The sequence below is a fragment of the Paenibacillus sp. MAEPY2 genome (assembly GCF_000499205.1).
GTDB classification, from domain to species: Bacteria; Bacillota; Bacilli; order Paenibacillales; family Paenibacillaceae; genus Paenibacillus; species Paenibacillus vandeheii.
This window is the reverse complement of record NZ_AWUK01000006.1, coordinates 41,328-57,975: the sequence shown is the minus strand read 5'-3', so window position 1 is coordinate 57,975 and position 16,648 is coordinate 41,328. Positions and strand designations below refer to the sequence as shown.

The 16,648-nt window shown below is 44.3% G+C and carries 18 protein-coding genes; 12 read left to right on the top strand and 6 right to left on the bottom strand.

What is annotated here, in order from left to right; all coding sequences use genetic code 11:
• Window positions 1-91: 91 nt before the first annotated feature.
• Window positions 92-694 carry a histidine phosphatase family protein gene (locus tag P364_RS0104000; RefSeq protein ID WP_024628867.1) on the bottom strand — a complete coding sequence of 201 codons (603 nt, stop codon included), beginning with the start codon at window positions 692-694 and terminating at the stop codon, window positions 92-94.
• Between the two features lie 174 nt (window positions 695-868).
• Here P364_RS0104000 and P364_RS0103995 point away from each other — a divergent pair, with 174 nt between their 5' ends.
• Window positions 869-1,879 (top strand): AraC family transcriptional regulator, encoded by a 1,011-nt coding sequence (locus tag P364_RS0103995; RefSeq protein ID WP_024628866.1) that lies wholly within the window; start codon window positions 869-871, stop codon window positions 1,877-1,879.
• 180 nt (window positions 1,880-2,059) lie between these two features.
• Window positions 2,060-3,565, top strand: coding sequence for an alpha-glucosidase/alpha-galactosidase (locus P364_RS0103990; RefSeq protein ID WP_024628865.1), 1,506 nt, complete (start codon window positions 2,060-2,062; stop codon window positions 3,563-3,565).
• Window positions 3,566-3,678: 113 nt separating this feature from the next.
• Here the strand turns inward: P364_RS0103990 and P364_RS0103985 are convergent, their stop codons facing one another.
• Complete coding sequence (locus tag P364_RS0103985; RefSeq protein WP_161634245.1) at window positions 3,679-4,107, bottom strand: hypothetical protein; 429 nt, start codon at window positions 4,105-4,107, stop codon at window positions 3,679-3,681.
• Between the two features lie 299 nt (window positions 4,108-4,406).
• Here P364_RS0103985 and P364_RS0103980 point away from each other — a divergent pair, with 299 nt between their 5' ends.
• The 8 genes from P364_RS0103980 to P364_RS0103945 all read left to right on the top strand — a co-directional run bounded on the left by P364_RS0103980 (window position 4,407) and on the right by P364_RS0103945 (window position 9,870).
• On the top strand, window positions 4,407-4,766 hold the full coding sequence (locus P364_RS0103980; RefSeq protein WP_024628863.1) for a PadR family transcriptional regulator: 360 nt from the start codon (window positions 4,407-4,409) through the stop codon (window positions 4,764-4,766).
• Window positions 4,763-5,455, top strand: coding sequence for a permease prefix domain 1-containing protein (locus tag P364_RS0103975; RefSeq protein WP_024628862.1), 693 nt, complete (start codon window positions 4,763-4,765; stop codon window positions 5,453-5,455). Before P364_RS0103980 ends, P364_RS0103975 begins: the two co-directional genes overlap by 4 nt.
• Complete coding sequence (locus tag P364_RS0103970; protein ID WP_024628861.1) at window positions 5,452-6,009, top strand: DUF4825 domain-containing protein; 558 nt, start codon at window positions 5,452-5,454, stop codon at window positions 6,007-6,009. Before P364_RS0103975 ends, P364_RS0103970 begins: the two co-directional genes overlap by 4 nt.
• Window positions 6,010-6,140: 131 nt before the next feature.
• The gene (locus P364_RS0103965; protein WP_024628860.1) at window positions 6,141-6,911 is read left to right on the top strand and encodes an amino acid ABC transporter substrate-binding protein; all 771 of its coding nucleotides are present in this window, start codon (window positions 6,141-6,143) and stop codon (window positions 6,909-6,911) included.
• Window positions 6,912-7,020: 109 nt separating this feature from the next.
• Window positions 7,021-7,680 carry an amino acid ABC transporter permease gene (locus tag P364_RS0103960; RefSeq protein ID WP_024628859.1) on the top strand — a complete coding sequence of 220 codons (660 nt, stop codon included), beginning with the start codon at window positions 7,021-7,023 and terminating at the stop codon, window positions 7,678-7,680.
• Window positions 7,681-7,743: 63 nt separating this feature from the next.
• Window positions 7,744-8,499, top strand: coding sequence for an amino acid ABC transporter ATP-binding protein (locus P364_RS0103955; RefSeq protein ID WP_024628858.1), 756 nt, complete (start codon window positions 7,744-7,746; stop codon window positions 8,497-8,499).
• Window positions 8,500-9,100: 601 nt separating this feature from the next.
• Window positions 9,101-9,589, top strand: coding sequence for a hypothetical protein (locus P364_RS0103950; RefSeq protein ID WP_024628857.1), 489 nt, complete (start codon window positions 9,101-9,103; stop codon window positions 9,587-9,589).
• An 11-nt stretch (window positions 9,590-9,600) separates the two neighbouring features.
• On the top strand, window positions 9,601-9,870 hold the full coding sequence (locus P364_RS0103945; protein WP_024628856.1) for a hypothetical protein: 270 nt from the start codon (window positions 9,601-9,603) through the stop codon (window positions 9,868-9,870).
• Between the two features lie 283 nt (window positions 9,871-10,153).
• Here P364_RS0103945 and P364_RS0103940 read toward each other — a convergent pair whose 3' ends face one another.
• Window positions 10,154-10,705: a hypothetical protein gene (locus P364_RS0103940; RefSeq protein ID WP_024628855.1), complete on the bottom strand. Its 552-nt coding sequence runs from the start codon at window positions 10,703-10,705 to the stop codon at window positions 10,154-10,156.
• A 179-nt stretch (window positions 10,706-10,884) separates the two neighbouring features.
• Between P364_RS0103940 and P364_RS0103935 the strand changes: the two genes are divergently transcribed.
• Window positions 10,885-11,223, top strand: a complete 339-nt coding sequence (locus tag P364_RS0103935; RefSeq protein WP_024628854.1) for a DUF4190 domain-containing protein — start codon at window positions 10,885-10,887, stop codon at window positions 11,221-11,223.
• 133 nt (window positions 11,224-11,356) lie between these two features.
• Here P364_RS0103935 and P364_RS0103930 read toward each other — a convergent pair whose 3' ends face one another.
• The 3 genes from P364_RS0103930 to P364_RS0103920 all read right to left on the bottom strand — a co-directional run bounded on the left by P364_RS0103930 (window position 11,357) and on the right by P364_RS0103920 (window position 15,383).
• Window positions 11,357-13,543, bottom strand: a complete 2,187-nt coding sequence (locus P364_RS0103930) for a YhgE/Pip domain-containing protein (protein WP_024628853.1) — start codon at window positions 13,541-13,543, stop codon at window positions 11,357-11,359.
• An 87-nt stretch (window positions 13,544-13,630) separates the two neighbouring features.
• Window positions 13,631-14,209: a TetR/AcrR family transcriptional regulator gene (locus P364_RS0103925; RefSeq protein WP_024628852.1), complete on the bottom strand. Its 579-nt coding sequence runs from the start codon at window positions 14,207-14,209 to the stop codon at window positions 13,631-13,633.
• A gap of 649 nt (window positions 14,210-14,858) precedes the next feature.
• Window positions 14,859-15,383 (bottom strand): HPP family protein, encoded by a 525-nt coding sequence (locus P364_RS0103920; protein ID WP_024634558.1) that lies wholly within the window; start codon window positions 15,381-15,383, stop codon window positions 14,859-14,861.
• A gap of 115 nt (window positions 15,384-15,498) precedes the next feature.
• On the opposite strand from P364_RS0103920, the gene P364_RS0103915 reads away from it, so the two are divergent.
• Window positions 15,499-16,374 carry a LysR family transcriptional regulator gene (locus P364_RS0103915; RefSeq protein ID WP_024628850.1) on the top strand — a complete coding sequence of 292 codons (876 nt, stop codon included), beginning with the start codon at window positions 15,499-15,501 and terminating at the stop codon, window positions 16,372-16,374.
• Window positions 16,375-16,648 lie beyond the last annotated feature (274 nt).

The following is a 16,648-nucleotide window of genomic DNA, read 5'->3' as shown; positions in this document are numbered from 1 at the left end:
GAACTCTGGAGTAACCTCGGTGCGTTTAGGCGTACGGGAGGTTACCCGGAGTTTTTTTGATATGGCTAGAACGACGCGACTGACGGCATCATCATTTCAAATGTTCTACGGATGCAAAATCATGAATGGTGTAATTCCCGTTCTCATGGATCAATGTGGTAATGGAGCATTCGGGAATCAGTTGACTTTGCATGGCTATAAAATCAGGATGCCAGCCATTAAGTTCATGCTCTGAAAATGTGTTTACGAGAAAATCCGTAATTAACCCGCCGTGAGTAACGATAACGATATAGCTATCTGGTGACTCTACATTCACCAATTCCATTAGGGAAGAGGCCAAACGTTCGCCTGCCTGCTTGGATGAGTCGCCTACGGGTGGGACATAGTCTGGATCATTTGTGCATCTGTCCCACATCGCGATAAATTCTTCAAAGGTTTGTTCAGGCAGGTCACCCCAGTTGGCGCGTTCCCGCAGACGCTGGTCCTCAGTCACTGTCACGTTTGTTTGGAGAGCAATATGCGTCGTTGTGTCGATTGCTCTTCGAAGTGGGCTTGCAATGATCTTGGTGACAGGTACATTAGACAAATAAAGTGCTGTTGACTTAGCTTGTACTACTCCTTCGGATGTGAGGGGTACATCTCCAATTTGCTTTTCTTTGACCCCATGTCTCACCAGAAAAAATGTAGTTTTCATCCCTCAAGACCTCCTGCTTTATAGATTGGATAAAAAATGATTAGATTTATAGCTAATTATATAATTATCTAATTTATAATCACAATGTTTTTCATTTACATGATGCTATACATGGCCAGGACTTGCTACAATGGAGAAAAGTGAGGATCGTTGCAACAACGGAGGTGCAGGGCATTGGAAGCAAAACATTGGACAGGCAGTCTGTTTCAGGAGAAACTGCGCTTGGAGGACTATGGACCGCGTTTCTATGCGTACTATTACAAGCAATGGGACAACTACCAGATGTCCTATCACGATCATGATTCCACGGAGATCATGTACATTATTTCGGGAATGTGCCGGGTCGATGTACAGATGCCGGATGGCAGCTCGGAACAGGCTGTACTGAAAAAAGGGCAATTCATTCTGCTGGATGCGGGGGTTCCGCATCGTCTGCTGGTGAAAGATGGCGTCCCGTGCCGCATGCTGAATGTGGAATTTGGAGTTGCCAGATCGGAGCCAGGGCAGCCTTCCATTCGCCAGCTCGCGCTGGAAGAAGAAGAAGTCCATGCTTTTCTAACACAAGATTCGCCTTATCTGGTACTGCCTGACCCGGAAGAGGTGTATCACATTATGAAAAGCCTGGTGCTGGAGCTGGATCAGCGCGGTCTGATGGAGCAGGGACGATCTTCTGCGCCCATGTGGATTATTCCGCCGGAGGAACGCTCACATCATCGCGAAGCCCGGGATCTGAAATCCCCTGAGCAGGGGACGCTGGTACGTACACTTTTTATCCAACTGCTGGTTAGGGTCGCACGACTTCGAGGGGAGATCAATCGAAGTGCGCTGGATCAAACGGAGCTGTATGTGAAACGTACGATTGAATTCATGCATCACAATATGGATCGCAATATTCAAATGAAGGATATAGCGGCAGCGGTGAATCTGCATCCGGGGTATTTGCACCGTATTTTTCGCCAGCACACGAAGCGCACGCCTACCGATTATCTCACAATGCTTCGAATGGAAAAGGCGAAGATGCTGCTGCAACAGACAGATATTCCAATTTCCGAAATTTCCGATTACGTGGGGGTGGGGAGCAGACAATATTTTCATATGTTATTCAAGAAATATACAGGCCGAACTCCGGTTGAATTCCGTTCCTTGATGGAGCGACATGTTAGTCATTATCCCGCTGAAGAATAAATCGTGCAGTTTATCTGGATAGTAAGGCGCGGCGGATACAAAAGTGAGGATTTTTGACAACCTCGTGGTGAAGTGGTCATGATTTTGATAACGCTTCCTTACAACCCGTTGCTACAATGATTTCAAGAAGTGAGATCATTAACCGGGACGAATATACTCGGATTACGGGAGGAACTGTGCATGTCGTTTAAAGTGGCATTTATCGGGGCAGGCAGTATCGGATTTACACGGGGGTTGCTGCGGGATTTGCTCGCGGTACCGGAGTTTAACAATATTGAGGTTGCTTTCTGCGATATCAATCAACACAATCTGGACATGGTTACCGAGCTGTGTCAGCGGGATATCCGCGAGAATGGACTGAATATTCAGATTCAGCCAACAACGGACCGGAGAGAAGCGCTCAAGGACGCGAAGTATGTGCTATGTACAATCCGTGTGGGTGGGTTGGAGGCTTTTGCAACCGATGTGGATATTCCGCTCAAATATGGGGTGGATCAATGTGTAGGGGATACATTGTGTGCAGGTGGAATTATGTATGGACAGCGCGGAATTGCCGAAATGCTCGACATCTGCAAAGATATTCGCGAGCAAAGCGCACCAGATGTGCTGCTCCTCAATTATTCCAACCCGATGGCTATGCTGACATGGGCCTGCAACAAGTACGGCGGTGTGCGTACGATTGGACTATGTCACGGCGTACAGCATGGGCATCACCAGATTGCGGAAGCGTTTGGACTGAAAATGAATGAAGTGGATATCGTATGTGCCGGAATTAATCATCAGACCTGGTACATCAAGGCGTCCCATGAAGGTAAAGACCTTACGGGCGATTTGCTCGAAGCCTTCGAAAAACATCCAGAGTACAGCCGAACCGAGAAAGTGCGGATCGATATGCTGCGCCGATTTGGTTATTACAGTACGGAATCGAATGGTCACCTTAGTGAATATGTGCCTTGGTACCGCAAACGTCCGGAAGAGATCATGGACTGGATCGACCTGGACAGCTGGATTAATGGCGAGACAGGCGGGTATTTACGCGTATGTACAGAGGGCAGAAATTGGTTTGAGACCGACTTCCCGAACTGGATGAAGGATGAGCCGATGCAATTTGTTGCAGAAAAACGCGGCGGAGAACATGGTTCCTACATTATAGAAGGGTTGGAGACGGGGCGCGTATACCGTGGACATTTCAATACCGTTAATAATGGTGTGATCTCCAACCTGCCGGATGATGCCATCATCGAAGCACCGGGATATGTGGACCGCAACGGCATTTCGATGCCACATGTAGGCGATCTACCGCTCGGTCCGGCTGCCGTGTGTAACGTAAGCATTTCCGTACAACGGCTTGCGGTTGAAGCTGCTGTACATGGTGACTACAAACTATTGCGTCAGGCGTTCATGATGGACCCACTCGTGGGTGCGGTATGTAATCCAAAAGAAATCTGGCAAATGGTCGACGAAATGCTGGTCGCTCAAGCCGAGTGGTTGCCGCAATATGGTGATGCCATTGCCGCTGCAGAAGCAAGACTCGCTGCGGGCAACCTGATTCCAACGAAGGAATATGAAGGTGCTGCACGTCTCAAAGTGAAAACCGTTGAAGAGATGCAGCAGGATCGCGATGCCGCCAACAAAAATGCGGGTGAATCGGATAAAGGGAAAGATCGCGAGAAAGTGCAGCAGTAGATAAAGATAGGATATACAACAACGGAATATAAATGGAAATATGATCGAAAGAAATAACGAAATATAAACAGTAAACAGGGCCCTCTCCGGTAGTGGAGGGGCCCTATTTGGTTTTATTTTTTCTCCACAACACGAACCACAAATGCAAAAGAAGTATCTCCCAGGCTGATCAGTGAATCTTGAGGGGAAGACCAGCGGACAAATGCTCCGTAATAATATGTCCCTGGTTCCTTGGGAAGTTGGAAGGTCCCACCCGTTGAAGTAATGGGTTGACTGCGGTTGTCCACATATTCAGAAATACTTATCTCATCCGGGGGGATATCTATGCCCATATCTATGGATACTTCCTCACCGGCAAGAACTGAGATCGGACTTTTGTCTTCAAAATTTAGGCTAGCGTAATCAGCGCACGTTCCACTCCAACAATAACTGCCCTGTACAGAAGGAATGGAGATGCCGCTTTTGCTCTTAATAATTGGTGTAGGCAGTTCCTGAGGTAAGTTGGGCTCCGGTTCATGAGCTTTCTCCTGTTGTGATCCCATTTCGCCTTCCTTTGGATTAGTTGTTGGGGGCGAGGCAGTTCCGTTTGTACCATTAATTGAAGTAGGATTACAGCCAGATAATGTCAGCAAAATTGTAAGGAACAACAGTGAGATCAACGTTCCCATAGTATTGTAGATTTTTATTGTATCCACCTCCCTAATATCTTCCAGACGAGAAGTAAGAGAAGAATGTTGCTTATATAAATGAGTATTTACTACACGATACATATTACATTTACAGACATAGTAATATGTATTATAGTATACCCAGGATTGAAGAAAGTCGGTGAATCTGGCAGATGGATGAGCAAGCGATTAACAGTGATCTAATTCGAGGCAACATTGACCCCATTATTCTGAGTGTACTTATACTGAAGGATAACTACGGCTATAGCATTATTAAGGAAATTTATCGCAAGAGTGGAGAACGGTTTGAATTAAAGGAACCGACGCTATATTCCAGTCTGAAAAGGCTGGAGAAGAGTGGATATGTGGAATCCTACTGGGGGGAAGAGACCCAGGGAGGACGACGCAAATATTACCGGATTACAATGCAGGGCCAGGAAGCTTATACACAGCAAGTTCAAGCTTGGCATGCAGCCAAAACATTGATTGATTGCATGATTATTTCCGGGGAAAAGGGAGATGAAGGGATATGACATTAGAAGCTCGCATTACCCGCCATGTGAATCGTCTTTTCAATCGCGCGCAGGATACGTTAGCCAATCGGGAGTTAAAAGAAGAGATTCACAGCAATCTTGCTGCACGAATTGAAGATTATTTGGAGCAGGGAATGGACGAAGAGCAGGCTTTTCAGACCGCTATTCTGCATGCAGCTGGTATAGATCAGATCATGAGTGACCATCGCAGGGTACAGCGTGTTCCTTATTGGACTGCGGTGTTGCAGTCTGCCTTGATCTATTGTCTTATCGCCTGGATCATTACTATTCCAATGAGAGTCATGATCCAAGGTGCAACCATTAACAACTTGCTCATGCTAATGAGTGTGATCGTGGGTGGAATGTATGTGTTTTATATGTTGAAAAATAAAAATACTTCGGCTGATCCAGTGGACATCACCGTAATTCGAACACCTGTGTTATTGCAGTGGACGCGCAGAGTGTGGTGGTTATGGGCAGGGCTCATCGTTGTGCTGTGGGGAACACAGGCTGCGCTGCGATTTGGAAGCAACATCTGGTATAGTCGTCCGATTCAGGTAGAAGGACCCTATCAATTTACGGTAATTACGATTGCTTTTGCCATACCTTTATTAAGTATTATTATTCCTTTAATCGTGCAGAGGGCGTATCGGGTTGTGGGCAAGTATGAGGTCGGTGATGTCATATGACGGGAAAGAATAAATGGATTATTGCACTGGTTATTCTCGGTATTTGTGGTGTCATTGTGGTTGAGGGTGTCGTTAATCCGAGAATAGAGGCCAAGCAGGCACAGTATGAAGCGGAGCAGCAAGATCCGTTAACCCATGGTTTTGCGGCATTAGCGAAATATCGCAGTGCTTATATGGGAGACTTCTCCAATCTCAGCCATTTAAATCAGGCCTTGCCTCTAAGCGACCAGTTGAATGGGTATCAGTTGTATCCAGAGACATTTACGGCTCAGATTAAATACAGGATGAACGCCAGTGATATGAAGCCCGAAGAGTTGGAACAAATCCTTGTATATAATGCTGCTGCCAATTTTGTATGGATTGATAATTTGGAGCATGTACTTTATTCATTTGAGGATGTTCAATATACTTTGAGCCGTGAAGCCGCCCAGCAATGGGCCGGAACGGAACTGAAGACGCTTCAGGAACCGGATAAGTGGGATGCATCGGTACGTAAGAAGCTAGTGGAACCGGCGCAAGTGAAAGAAGCTTTTTCACAAATTGTTGACAATTGACCGGAATAGATACGAATGAACTTGGCAACATGCTCGACTCTTCTCCCATGCTATGTTATTATAAGACTCTGATAACGTGGTAACGAACTAAAGCGTTTGGGTTTGGTTATAGACATGGAGGGGTTAGAGAGATGAGAAAACAAGCGATATTTCTATTATTGATCAGCATATGCATGATTGTTGTGGCGGGTTGTTCCAGCTCGGGAAGCAAGGATGATAATGCCATTATCGTGGGGATAGATGATAAATTTGCTCCAATGGGCTTCCGGGATGACAAGAATGAAATTGTTGGTTTTGATATCGACTATGCCAGAGCGGCAGCGGAGAAAATGGGGAAAGAAATTACGTTCCAGCCGATTGACTGGTCTTCCAAAGAATCGGAGCTGAACAGCGGCCGCATCGACCTGATCTGGAACGGGTACACGATTACGGATGAGCGGAAAGATAAAGTGCTGTTCACGAAGCCTTATCTGGAGAACAGCCAGGTTGCAGTTACATTGGCGGACTCACCGATTACGAAGCTGGATGAACTGGATGGCAAAAATGTAGGATTGCAGGCGCTGTCCTCTGCTGCAGATGCACTCGCGGCAAGTCCGCTGAAGGATAAAGTGAATGCGTCCGAGTTCCCGGACAATGTACTTGCGCTGACCGATCTCAAAACCAAACGTCTGGATGCAGTCATCATTGACGAAGTGGTCGCGAGATATTACATGTCGAAGGAAGAGGGCACATTCAAATTGCTGGATGAATCCCTTGCTCCGGAACAATACGGTATTGGTGTGAAAAAAGGCAATGAAGAACTGCTGAACCAGCTGCAAAAGGCATTGGATGAGCTGAATGCCGATGGAACAGCAGCCGAGATTTCCACCAAATGGTTTGGTGAAGATGAAGTTTTGAAATAGGATCAGGCCATTTGCCTGACATATGTAGTAAACAACATGACCCCGGATTCCAAAAAGGAGCAAGTCTCCTGCGGAATTCGGGGTTAACAGATTAGAGGAGCCGATTGCGATGAGCTGGGAGTATTTATTGGGCGTTATGAAGCCCATGCTTGAAGGGGCACAGACCACGATCTTTTTATTTTTGCTGGCGATTGTAGTGTCTGTACCACTTGGATTTGGAGTAACCTTATTGATGAAAAGCCGATTCAAGCCACTGGCGTGGATCGCTCATACGTATGTATATGTGATGCGGGGAACGCCTCTGATGCTTCAGCTGTTGTTCTTCTGCTTCGGTCTGCCGCTGCTTCCAGGCGTAGGGGAGTATCTTGTATTTGACCGCTTTACGGCGGCAGCGTTGGCTTTTATTTTAAATTATGGTGCGTACTTTGCCGAGATTTTCAGAGGTGGATTGCTCTCGATTGATAAAGGACAACATGAAGCTGCACAGGTACTCGGTCTAAGCAAATGGCAGACGATGACGAAAGTCATCATCCCACAGATGATCCGGGTTGTGCTGCCTGCGACGGCGAATGAATCGATTACGTTAATCAAAGATACGGCGCTGCTGTATGCTGTGGCTGTACCTGAGCTGCTGCATTACGCACAGGCCGCGGTAAACCGTGATTTCCGTCTGACACCGTTCCTGATTGCCGGTATTATTTATTTGTTGCTGACCATGGTACTCACCTTGTTCTTCAAGGCACTGGAGAAACGCTATACATTTGAGTAAAACGCGCACGAAACAGAAGTTTACGAAGTTATCCAATCTGATCAATTAAAGGACTGTCTGCATATGACACATATTATAGAAGTGAATCAATTAAGAAAATCATTCGGTACACTTGATGTATTGAAGCAGGTATCGTTCCACGTGGAGCCGGGTGAAGTCATTGCCGTGATCGGACCTTCTGGTTCTGGTAAAAGTACGATGCTGCGCAGCCTGATTCATCTCGAGGATATTTCGGGTGGCACCATTCGCATTCAAGGCCAGACGCTGGCTGAGAACGGAACATATGCGGGCGGCGCGGATATACGGAAGATTACCGATCGCATGGGCATGGTCTTTCAGCATTTCAACCTGTTTCCACATCTGACGGTACAGGCGAATCTGGAACTGGCACCGAAGACGTTGAAAAAAGAAAGCTCGGCGATCATCCGGCAGCGAAGTCTTGAATTGCTCGGTAAAGTAGGGCTGTCCGACAAGGCGGATGCTTATCCCGCCAATCTGTCCGGTGGACAGAAACAGCGCGTAGCGATTGCGCGCGCACTGATGATGCAGCCCGACATTCTGCTGTTCGACGAGCCGACCTCGGCACTTGATCCCGAGCTGACGGGGGAAGTACTGCGCGTCATCAAGCAGCTGGCGCAAGAGAATATGACGATGATGATCGTCACTCATGAGATGAGCTTTGCCCGCGATGTCGCGGATCGCGTCTTCTTCATGGATAACGGTGAAATTGCCGAGGCGGGACCTCCGGAACAGATCTTTGGCAATCCGAAACTTTCGCGTACGCGTACGTTTTTGCAGCGGGTGGAAGTGGAAGGGTAGAAAGTGGTTGGGAAAGTATGCAGGTGCGAATGCCAAGCTCACATGAAATCCCCGGGAGATTCGCACCTCAAAATTTGTCGAAAGGGTCCTATTTGTGACCTTTTGGCAATAGATTACTTGAATATAATGGGTTTCGTATATTAAACTAAATATAGTAAATGACAATATGACCGAAAACACGTAATTAGTATATATACATATGCTGTTGTTACGTGTTTTTTTCGCTGTCGCACTCCGTATGGAATGCGTGGATTGAAATTCCAGTGCAAATCTCACTGAGTACATCAAGCGCGGTCGCACTCCGTATGGAATGCGTGGATTGAAATCATTGGTTGACACCGTAGTCTGTCAGTTGGTTGTAGGTCGCACTCCGTATGGAATGCGTGGATTGAAATTACTTCAGAGCAGTAGTCGATGATATTTCTGAAGATACAAGCAGACGTTGCATGTCCCCTCTGTCTACACAAATATGCCCGTTCAGGTCTTTGTTATTATAAACACAATAATAAATATATAAAATTTATTACATATGGATATATTTGACATTATTTATAAGTATGTGTATGATTATTTCATACCAAATAAAGGAGTTGTTTGAATTATGAGGATGTTGAAAAACAAATTTTCTATCATTATGTTGGTGTCAGCAATGTTTTTTAGTTTAGTTGGTAGTACCTACGCTCAAGCTCAAAACTCTGTAGATGCGAATGGTATGACAAAAGAAGAAGTATTAGTTGCTAATCTGCTTATTGAGCATTTAAAAGTCGATGAAAAAACAGGGTTATTTTATTTCGTTGATGAAGCTCAGTTAAAGGAAACTATACTCAATCAAGCGCCTAATACCAGTTATGAACAGATAAGAAAAGATATTGACCAGGTTAACGGCCTCATTGAAGAAAACCAAAAAGACGGTCCAATTATTCAACCCTATGGCGCCTGTTCAACTGCATTGAGTCTAATTGGATTATTTCACGGCGTTCAAATGAATGCAGCAATGCTGATTTTGGGTGTTGCAACCACGCCAGCACTGTTCGCAATTACGGCGATAACAGGGGCTATATGGGTTGGAGGCTCCTTATTATGCCCATAGGGGGATAATTGATGAAAACATTCTTGGATCGTTATATAATTTCAACTAATTTCTTGTTATTACTAATAATACTTTCGCTGGCATACACACAATTTTACAGTAGTAATGTTTTACTGTATTTTTTCCTTGCAACTGTAACCAGTGCATCTACTTTTTTTGTTGAATTTCTATTTAACAAAGCAAATTATGAAAGAAAAATAAAAGCAAAAAGAATGGCCGTTTACATCATGCCTTTTAATATTATTATTTTTGCTGTAGCAACTTATTTTTTACAAGTTTGAAATCAGAGTTCGCTCGTTTCAATAACACTGCACTCCTTTATAAGAAATAGCTATACTTTTATGGCTTCAGGTTGTGGAGAAACCCCCTGTTTTTTGCAGGGGGTTTAAAATTGCCTTTTATTTCCTGTAAAATAAGTAGATCGTTTAAAAACGTTGATTTGGTTCAAGATCATCTAGGTGCAGGAGACGAAGACAGCGATATTGATTTCTATTATTGGTGAGTTTAATGAAGGCCGAGTCAGTGAATTTATGAAAACTACAGCTATGGCTATCTCAAGATCAATTAAGAGACGTATCCGTCAAACAGCCAAACGCCTTCGGGCGAACGGACGAAAGAGAACTCATATGCGATATTTCCTTCCGAACCTTTTGTCGTGATGTATTTGGCTATGAACAGCATGAAGTGGTCCGAATCCTTTTGGTCATAACCTCTAAATTCGAATTCATCCCACTGTATACCTTTATGGAAATTGACTTCATAGGAGTGGTCTGCATTATGAATAATCATGGTATTGCTATTTTTGGATATATCTACATTGGGTGAAGATACGGACTCAATATACGCAATATCTCCAGACTCCATAGCAGCGATCAGCTTAAACGTCATGTTTAGAGTTTCTCTTAAATTGTTTCTGAGCTCCTCGCTATGTACGTTCTCTTGAAGTTGAACGATCTGTTCCTGAAGATGAACGTTTTCTTCACGTAGTTCCTTGATGGTTTGCATATTTTCCTGATTAAGTTCCATCGACTTCAAAGCTTCGACAGACTTATCCGATCCACTGCAGCCTGTCATCAAAAAAGTAACCGACAATAGTAAAGGTGCAAACTTATACATAATAAACCTCCTTATCCTTAAATTAGAATATCATAATTTTTGTGTTCATAGGTGCTCCGTGTTTCCGGTCAAATAAGTAAATATATTTAATAAAATCAGAAAATTTACAAATAATGGAGCATATTTTCCCAGCTAATCAAGTATAATGAGACTACTTAATAAACAGGGAGGATTTACCTTTGGACCAACGTCAGCATGATGCAGATCGTTATTATAGCGATCCGCTTCCGCCACCACCTTATGTAGTACCCAAAACCAATGGCAAGTCTATCGCAGCGCTTGTCATGGGGATTTTGTCAATCATGATTCCATACTTGGGGTTTCTGATTGGAATTGTTGCTATCATATTTGCATCTATTTCTCTTAAAGAAATCAAGCTTCGCATGGAACAAGGAAGAGGACTCGCCATTGCCGGTCTCGTCTGTGGCATCATTGGCACGGCAATTTATGCGATTATCTTTTTGTTCCTGCTGGTTGCATTTCTCGCATTCTCCAGCGGCGAGATTTCTTCATATTAGGATATGAGGAATGAGGAAGGGCGATCTGCATTTGTCTCCTCACTAAAAAAGCAAGGCCGTGTATAAGCAAACACCCGCTGTGTTCAGACGTGGGCCTTGCTTATACACATGCCTTGCTTTTTATTTTCCCATTTTATACGTGAAGTGCTGCCTCACCGCTTACTTCTTCGACCTCACTCGTACGATGCACCATGAAATAGGTGAAGGTAGCCGCCAGCCCAATCACAGCAAAGATACACAGTATTCCGATCTGGTCCCATGCCACACTGAACTGTCCACTCGAAATAACAGCTTTATACCCGGTTACCGAATAGGTCATTGGCAGCCATGGGTTGAAACCTTTCAGCCAATTTGGAATGAGCTCCAACGGGAACGTACCTGCACTGGTGGTCAGTTGGAAGATTAACATGAGGATCGCCAGGAAGCGTCCGGGATTCTCTAACCAAGTAACCAGAGCCTGAATGATGTACATGAAGGTCAGGCTTGTAATGAAGCTGAACAAAAGGAACAAAGGCACGCTTTGAACTTCCAGTCCCAAACCGGACATGACAAGCCATGAAGCGAGCAGGGACTGCACAGCACTCATGATCGTGAACGCGAGTGTTCTGCTCACAAAACGATTCCAGCCACTCGCATCGGCAACCGAGCTGCTGCGTGTGGGCACAACTAACGTTGCAATCAATGCCCCAACAAACAGCCCTAATGACAGGAAGTATGGCGAGAATCCTGTTCCATAGTTGGGCACTTCGTTATGTTTATGTTCATCCACCTGAACGGGCTCTGCGTACATCGTTACGAGTTCATCCGTCTTTTTCACACTGCCCGTTTGATCGGCGGCATCATTCAGTTTGGTGGCAAGCTCACCAGAGCCGTCGGTCAACTTGGCGGTACCTTCTTTTAAATCTCCTGCGCCATTATCCAGCTTGCGGGAACCGTCTGCGATGGTGGTGATTCCATCTGAAAGTTGGTTCAATCCATCAACCAGTTTCCCTGCACCTGCGTTTAATTGACTCGAACCCTCTGAAAGTTTAGCTCCACCAGCGGCAGCCTCAGACAATTTGGCGTTGAACTGCTGGAGGCCAGTCGCAAGCTGACCCTGTCCAGCGGACAACTGCGTTGCTCCTTCTAAAAGCTGCTGCTCACCCTGCACTAACTGGCTGCTGCCTTGATACAGCTGCTGTTGTGCAGCTTGCAGGCTTTGGCTGCCTTCGAGCAATTGCTGTCCCCCTTGATATACCTGTTCGCTACCAGCGGCAACAGCCTGGCTTGCTGCCAGCAACTGCTGTACACCCGGGTTAGCAGCTAACTCTGGATTGGCCTCAGCTAATTGAGCAAGACCTTGCGCAACGGCCTTGGCTCCTTCACTTACTTTGCCGCTGCCTCCGACTGAATTCTGCAATCCTGCAGTCAGCTTGGCACTGCCTTCCTCGGTTGCTGCCAGTCCAGCGTCCAATTTTGCGGCTCCTTCCTGAGCAGATTGAATCCCAGCCTGTAACTTTTTGCCGCCAGCTTCAGCCTGTGCTGCTCCGTCACCAAGCTTCGTACCTGCTGCCGCCAATTGGGACAAACCGTTGGAAAGGGAGCTGGCTCCCGTATGAAGCTCATCAATTCCCTGAGCCAAGATGCTAGTGCCTTCTTTTAAAGGGGCAATACCTGTTTCAAGTTTGTCGGTTCCATCGGCCAGTTTGGACAGGTTCTCTTTCAGCTTGGAGGCACCTTCATCCAGCTTGACCGCACCCTCGTTGATCTGACCTGCGCCATCTCCGGCATCTGCCAAACCACTAGAGATTTTCTCCACCTGATCCAGCAACGTTTCGGTATAGGATTCCGTCACTTTGGCAGAGACTTTGGATTTGATCTGTTTGACCGCCGTCCCGCCAATCTGACCCGCGAGGAAGTTGTATCCTTCATTGGGTTCATAGATCAGCTCTGCCGGCTCGGGATGGTCATCCATTAGCGTGGTTGCTTTCGCGGAAAAGTCCTCCGGAATAACAATTGTCATATAATATGTGTTGTCTTCCATGCCTTGTTCGGCTTCTTCACGTGTCACAAATTGCCAGTTGAAGTCGTCACTTTTTTTCAATTCATCGACCAGATTCTGTCCAACTTCCAGCGATTTGTCATTGTAGGTTGCCCCCTGATCCGTGTTGACCACGGCGACAGGCAGTTCATTCATTTTGCCGTAAGGGTCCCAGAATGCATTGAGGAACAGACCGCTATACAGCACCGGAATGAACAGCACCACGAGAATAGGAATAAATACTTTTGGTTTCTTGAAGGCGGATTTCAAATCCTGCCCAAATACAGTGAATGATTTCATCATGTTCTCTCCCTATCATTACGCTACTCTGTTGCTATATCTATCTCTTTCTCTAATTTCTAAAAGGATTCAGCCGCTCATCTTTCTTTATGTAGGGGATAATCCACTTTTGAGAAAGAGGCCCACGAAATCCTTGATCTGATCCTTGTGCAGTGAAGGATGCGCTTTGTTCCAATCGGATGTTAAAGTGACATACAGCTTCAGCAGGACAAAAGACACCAGTCTGGAATCGTCCTCGCGAATCTGCTGTAGTTCCATGGCACGTCTTACTTGGCGCTCTAAATATTCAAGAATCGCAGTCTCTACTTTTTGCAGACCTTCTTTCGCCTGTGGCGTACCGAACTCGTTCACCTCTTGAAACAGCTTGATCAACAGCTCATGTTCCTCTCTATACTCCAGCAAAGAGTCCATGCTAAGGTGTACGTTGTCCAGAAATGAATTCTCTTCCTTAACCGTTTGTTCTGTAATCTGCTTCATATCAGCAATGATGGAGTGGAGAATCTCCCCGAACAGTTCTTCTTTATTTTCAAAAAAATTATAGATCGTTCCCTTGCCCACATTCGCAAGTCTGGCAACCTGCTCCATGGTTGTTGCTTTGTAGCCAAACAGAGCGAATGATTTTTCAGCCGAGTCAATGACTTGCTGCCTTCGATCGATTGTTCTCATAGCAAATCCACCTCCTAGTCGTATGGAATGTTAAAGGGTAAACTCGAAATTGACTAAATTACTTATCCGGTCAATTGGTCGTTTATAACTGTAGCACTCGAACAGGCAGAGTGGATGTGATCTTTGTCATAATGTACATGGGAGAGTGAAAATGTTTTTCAGGAGAATCAGTATGTGACTTAGGCAGGTGACGAATGTGATGCTCACATGAAAACCCTGGGGGATTCGCACCTCAGATTTTGTCGAAAAGGGGTATTTTTTGCCTTTTGGCAAAAGACAGACAGGAATAGATTTAATTATGATATGGAAAGTCATAGAATAATAGTGAAAAAACGTGTTTTAGATGGATCAGATCGTTAAGATACGTGTTTTTTCGCTGTCGCACTCCGTATGGAGTGCGTGGATTGAAATGTTTCTGAATCGTTGGGTGCAAAAGTGACTTACAAGTCGCACTCCGTAAGGAGTGCGTGAATTGAAATCTTTCTAGCAGGCACTTCAGAAGCGTTTTCCAATTCCTGATGAAGCTTTTCGTAATGAAGGTTTTTCCAATGCTTGTGTACTGTTCCGGTACATTAGCAGGCAATATTCTGCTTGTTACAGATCGACGGGGCATCATTTTACGTCTAATTCCTGCGATCATAACATTAATTTATCGCCAAAATGTCGGATATTTCCTATGTTTAATCAGGTTGTTGTATAGCAAGGCAACGCACACAATAATAATAGAACCGATTAACACAGGAGTGAAAAGAAAAGACCAGGAGCTTGCGGCTGTGATCACAACGATTGGATTCGCACCTGCAGGAGGGTGTGTGGTTTTGCTTATGATCATCAAAGCAATCCCTAATCCAACAGCTAAAGATATAGCCCAAATCCCTTGACCTATCCAATGATAAACAGTCAGTCCACATAGAGTTGTAATGAAGTGCCCACCGATAATATTCCGTGGTTGCGACACAGGAGCCTCGGGAAGTCCAAAAGCCAAAACACAGCTAGCTCCAAAAGGAGCCATCAATAAAGATATTTGCAATCCTTCAGAAAGACTCATTAACATAAATATCGTAATAAAACCACCTGTAAAAGCAACAACAGCATGCCACAGGCTTATCGTTAGTGGGGAACGAGTATCGGTTGAAAATTTGTTCATATAAGATTTTAGATTTTTATACAACATGACTACTCCTCTACAAATGTTTTCATCTACATTTCAGAGTATACATGAAGACCGGGCATCTATATAATGAATAATGTCGATGATCATTATCTAATAAATAGATGGAGTGTATATAATGCTAAACCAATTAGATGGCAAATATATGTATACTTTTTTAAAAACATATGAGCAACGAAATATAAGCAAGGCTTCTATTCAATTAGGCTACTCCCAATCTACTGTTACCAACCATATTCATATTCTTGAAGAGTTATTGAATGTACAATTGTTTCACAGAACGATTAACGGTGTAGTTCCAACCGATAAAGGAGAAATATTTGCAAAATATGCTCGAACATTTTGGCAACTAACACAAGAGCTATATGATGAAATCAATGAGATTAGCGGTATCGTTAAAATTAAAGCTTTGGAATCGTTCTGTGTGACCCATTTTTCCAAACCTATCGTCGATTTTTTAGAACGGTATAATACTACTGAGATCAAATTAACGACGGGTTTTCATCAAAGCATTATAGACGATGTAATCAATCAAAAAATCGATTTTGGTATTGCTCCTGTTGATCCTAAACTTAATCAAATTAAGTGTACGCCTATTTTTGAAGAAGAATTTGTTTTTATTGGATCTAACCGCGTAACCGATGAGAGGCTGTTCAGTCATGAAATTAAAGTGATTACCTTTGGAAATAATTGCATTTATCAATCGGTGGCTAACAAGGTTTTACTCGATCAAGGCAAATTTGATTACAAAAATATTGAATATGCTAGTCTGGAAATGATCAAGCAGACGGTGCTTAATGGAACCGGTATTGCATTAGTTCCCAAATGCTCAGTTGAAAATGAGTTATCCTCAAACACACTGAAAATTATAAAACTAGGTGATCCGATCATCATTAGTCATAATATCATTGAATTAAAATCTAATAAAATGAACGAAATTTCAAGCTTGTTCAAACAATTTATAATAGAGCATTTCAACCCGTACTTTAGCTAATCTCAAATGGGTTGATATAAAGAGTTTGCATTATCTGTATTGATTGAAAATGTGATTTTTGTGAGTTTAATCTTATAGTGTGAATTGATGTGCCTTCGTATCTATCAATGGATCGTTCAGATTGTTGATTGCCATGAGTTCCATCTGAGCAGGTGCGAACCCCAAACTCACATGATTTCCCTAGGAAATTCGCACCTCAATTTTTGTCGAAAGCGTCCTTTGTATGACCTTTTGGCAACAGGTAAGTAGGATTTATGCTGATTTTTCAGCAAAA

Bases quoted from the DNA above. Each gene is read 5' to 3' on its own strand.
- P364_RS0104000 (WP_024628867.1), bottom strand. From the start codon at position 694: ATGAAAACTACATTTTTTCTGGTGAGACATGGGGTCAAAGAAAAGCAA.
- P364_RS0103990 (WP_024628865.1), top strand. From the start codon at position 2,060: ATGTCGTTTAAAGTGGCATTTATCGGGGCAGGCAGTATCGGATTTACA.
- P364_RS0103985 (WP_161634245.1), bottom strand. From the start codon at position 4,107: ATGGGATCACAACAGGAGAAAGCTCATGAACCGGAGCCCAACTTACCT.
- P364_RS0103980 (WP_024628863.1), top strand. From the start codon at position 4,407: ATGGATGAGCAAGCGATTAACAGTGATCTAATTCGAGGCAACATTGAC.
- P364_RS0103975 (WP_024628862.1), top strand. From the start codon at position 4,763: ATGACATTAGAAGCTCGCATTACCCGCCATGTGAATCGTCTTTTCAAT.
- P364_RS0103970 (WP_024628861.1), top strand. From the start codon at position 5,452: ATGACGGGAAAGAATAAATGGATTATTGCACTGGTTATTCTCGGTATT.
- P364_RS0103965 (WP_024628860.1), top strand. From the start codon at position 6,141: ATGAGAAAACAAGCGATATTTCTATTATTGATCAGCATATGCATGATT.
- P364_RS0103960 (WP_024628859.1), top strand. From the start codon at position 7,021: ATGAGCTGGGAGTATTTATTGGGCGTTATGAAGCCCATGCTTGAAGGG.
- P364_RS0103955 (WP_024628858.1), top strand. From the start codon at position 7,744: ATGACACATATTATAGAAGTGAATCAATTAAGAAAATCATTCGGTACA.
- P364_RS0103950 (WP_024628857.1), top strand. From the start codon at position 9,101: ATGAGGATGTTGAAAAACAAATTTTCTATCATTATGTTGGTGTCAGCA.
- P364_RS0103945 (WP_024628856.1), top strand. From the start codon at position 9,601: ATGAAAACATTCTTGGATCGTTATATAATTTCAACTAATTTCTTGTTA.
- P364_RS0103940 (WP_024628855.1), bottom strand. From the start codon at position 10,705: ATGTATAAGTTTGCACCTTTACTATTGTCGGTTACTTTTTTGATGACA.
- P364_RS0103930 (WP_024628853.1), bottom strand. From the start codon at position 13,543: ATGAAATCATTCACTGTATTTGGGCAGGATTTGAAATCCGCCTTCAAG.
- P364_RS0103925 (WP_024628852.1), bottom strand. From the start codon at position 14,209: ATGAGAACAATCGATCGAAGGCAGCAAGTCATTGACTCGGCTGAAAAA.
- P364_RS0103920 (WP_024634558.1), bottom strand. From the start codon at position 15,383: ATGTTGTATAAAAATCTAAAATCTTATATGAACAAATTTTCAACCGAT.
- P364_RS0103915 (WP_024628850.1), top strand. From the start codon at position 15,499: ATGCTAAACCAATTAGATGGCAAATATATGTATACTTTTTTAAAAACA.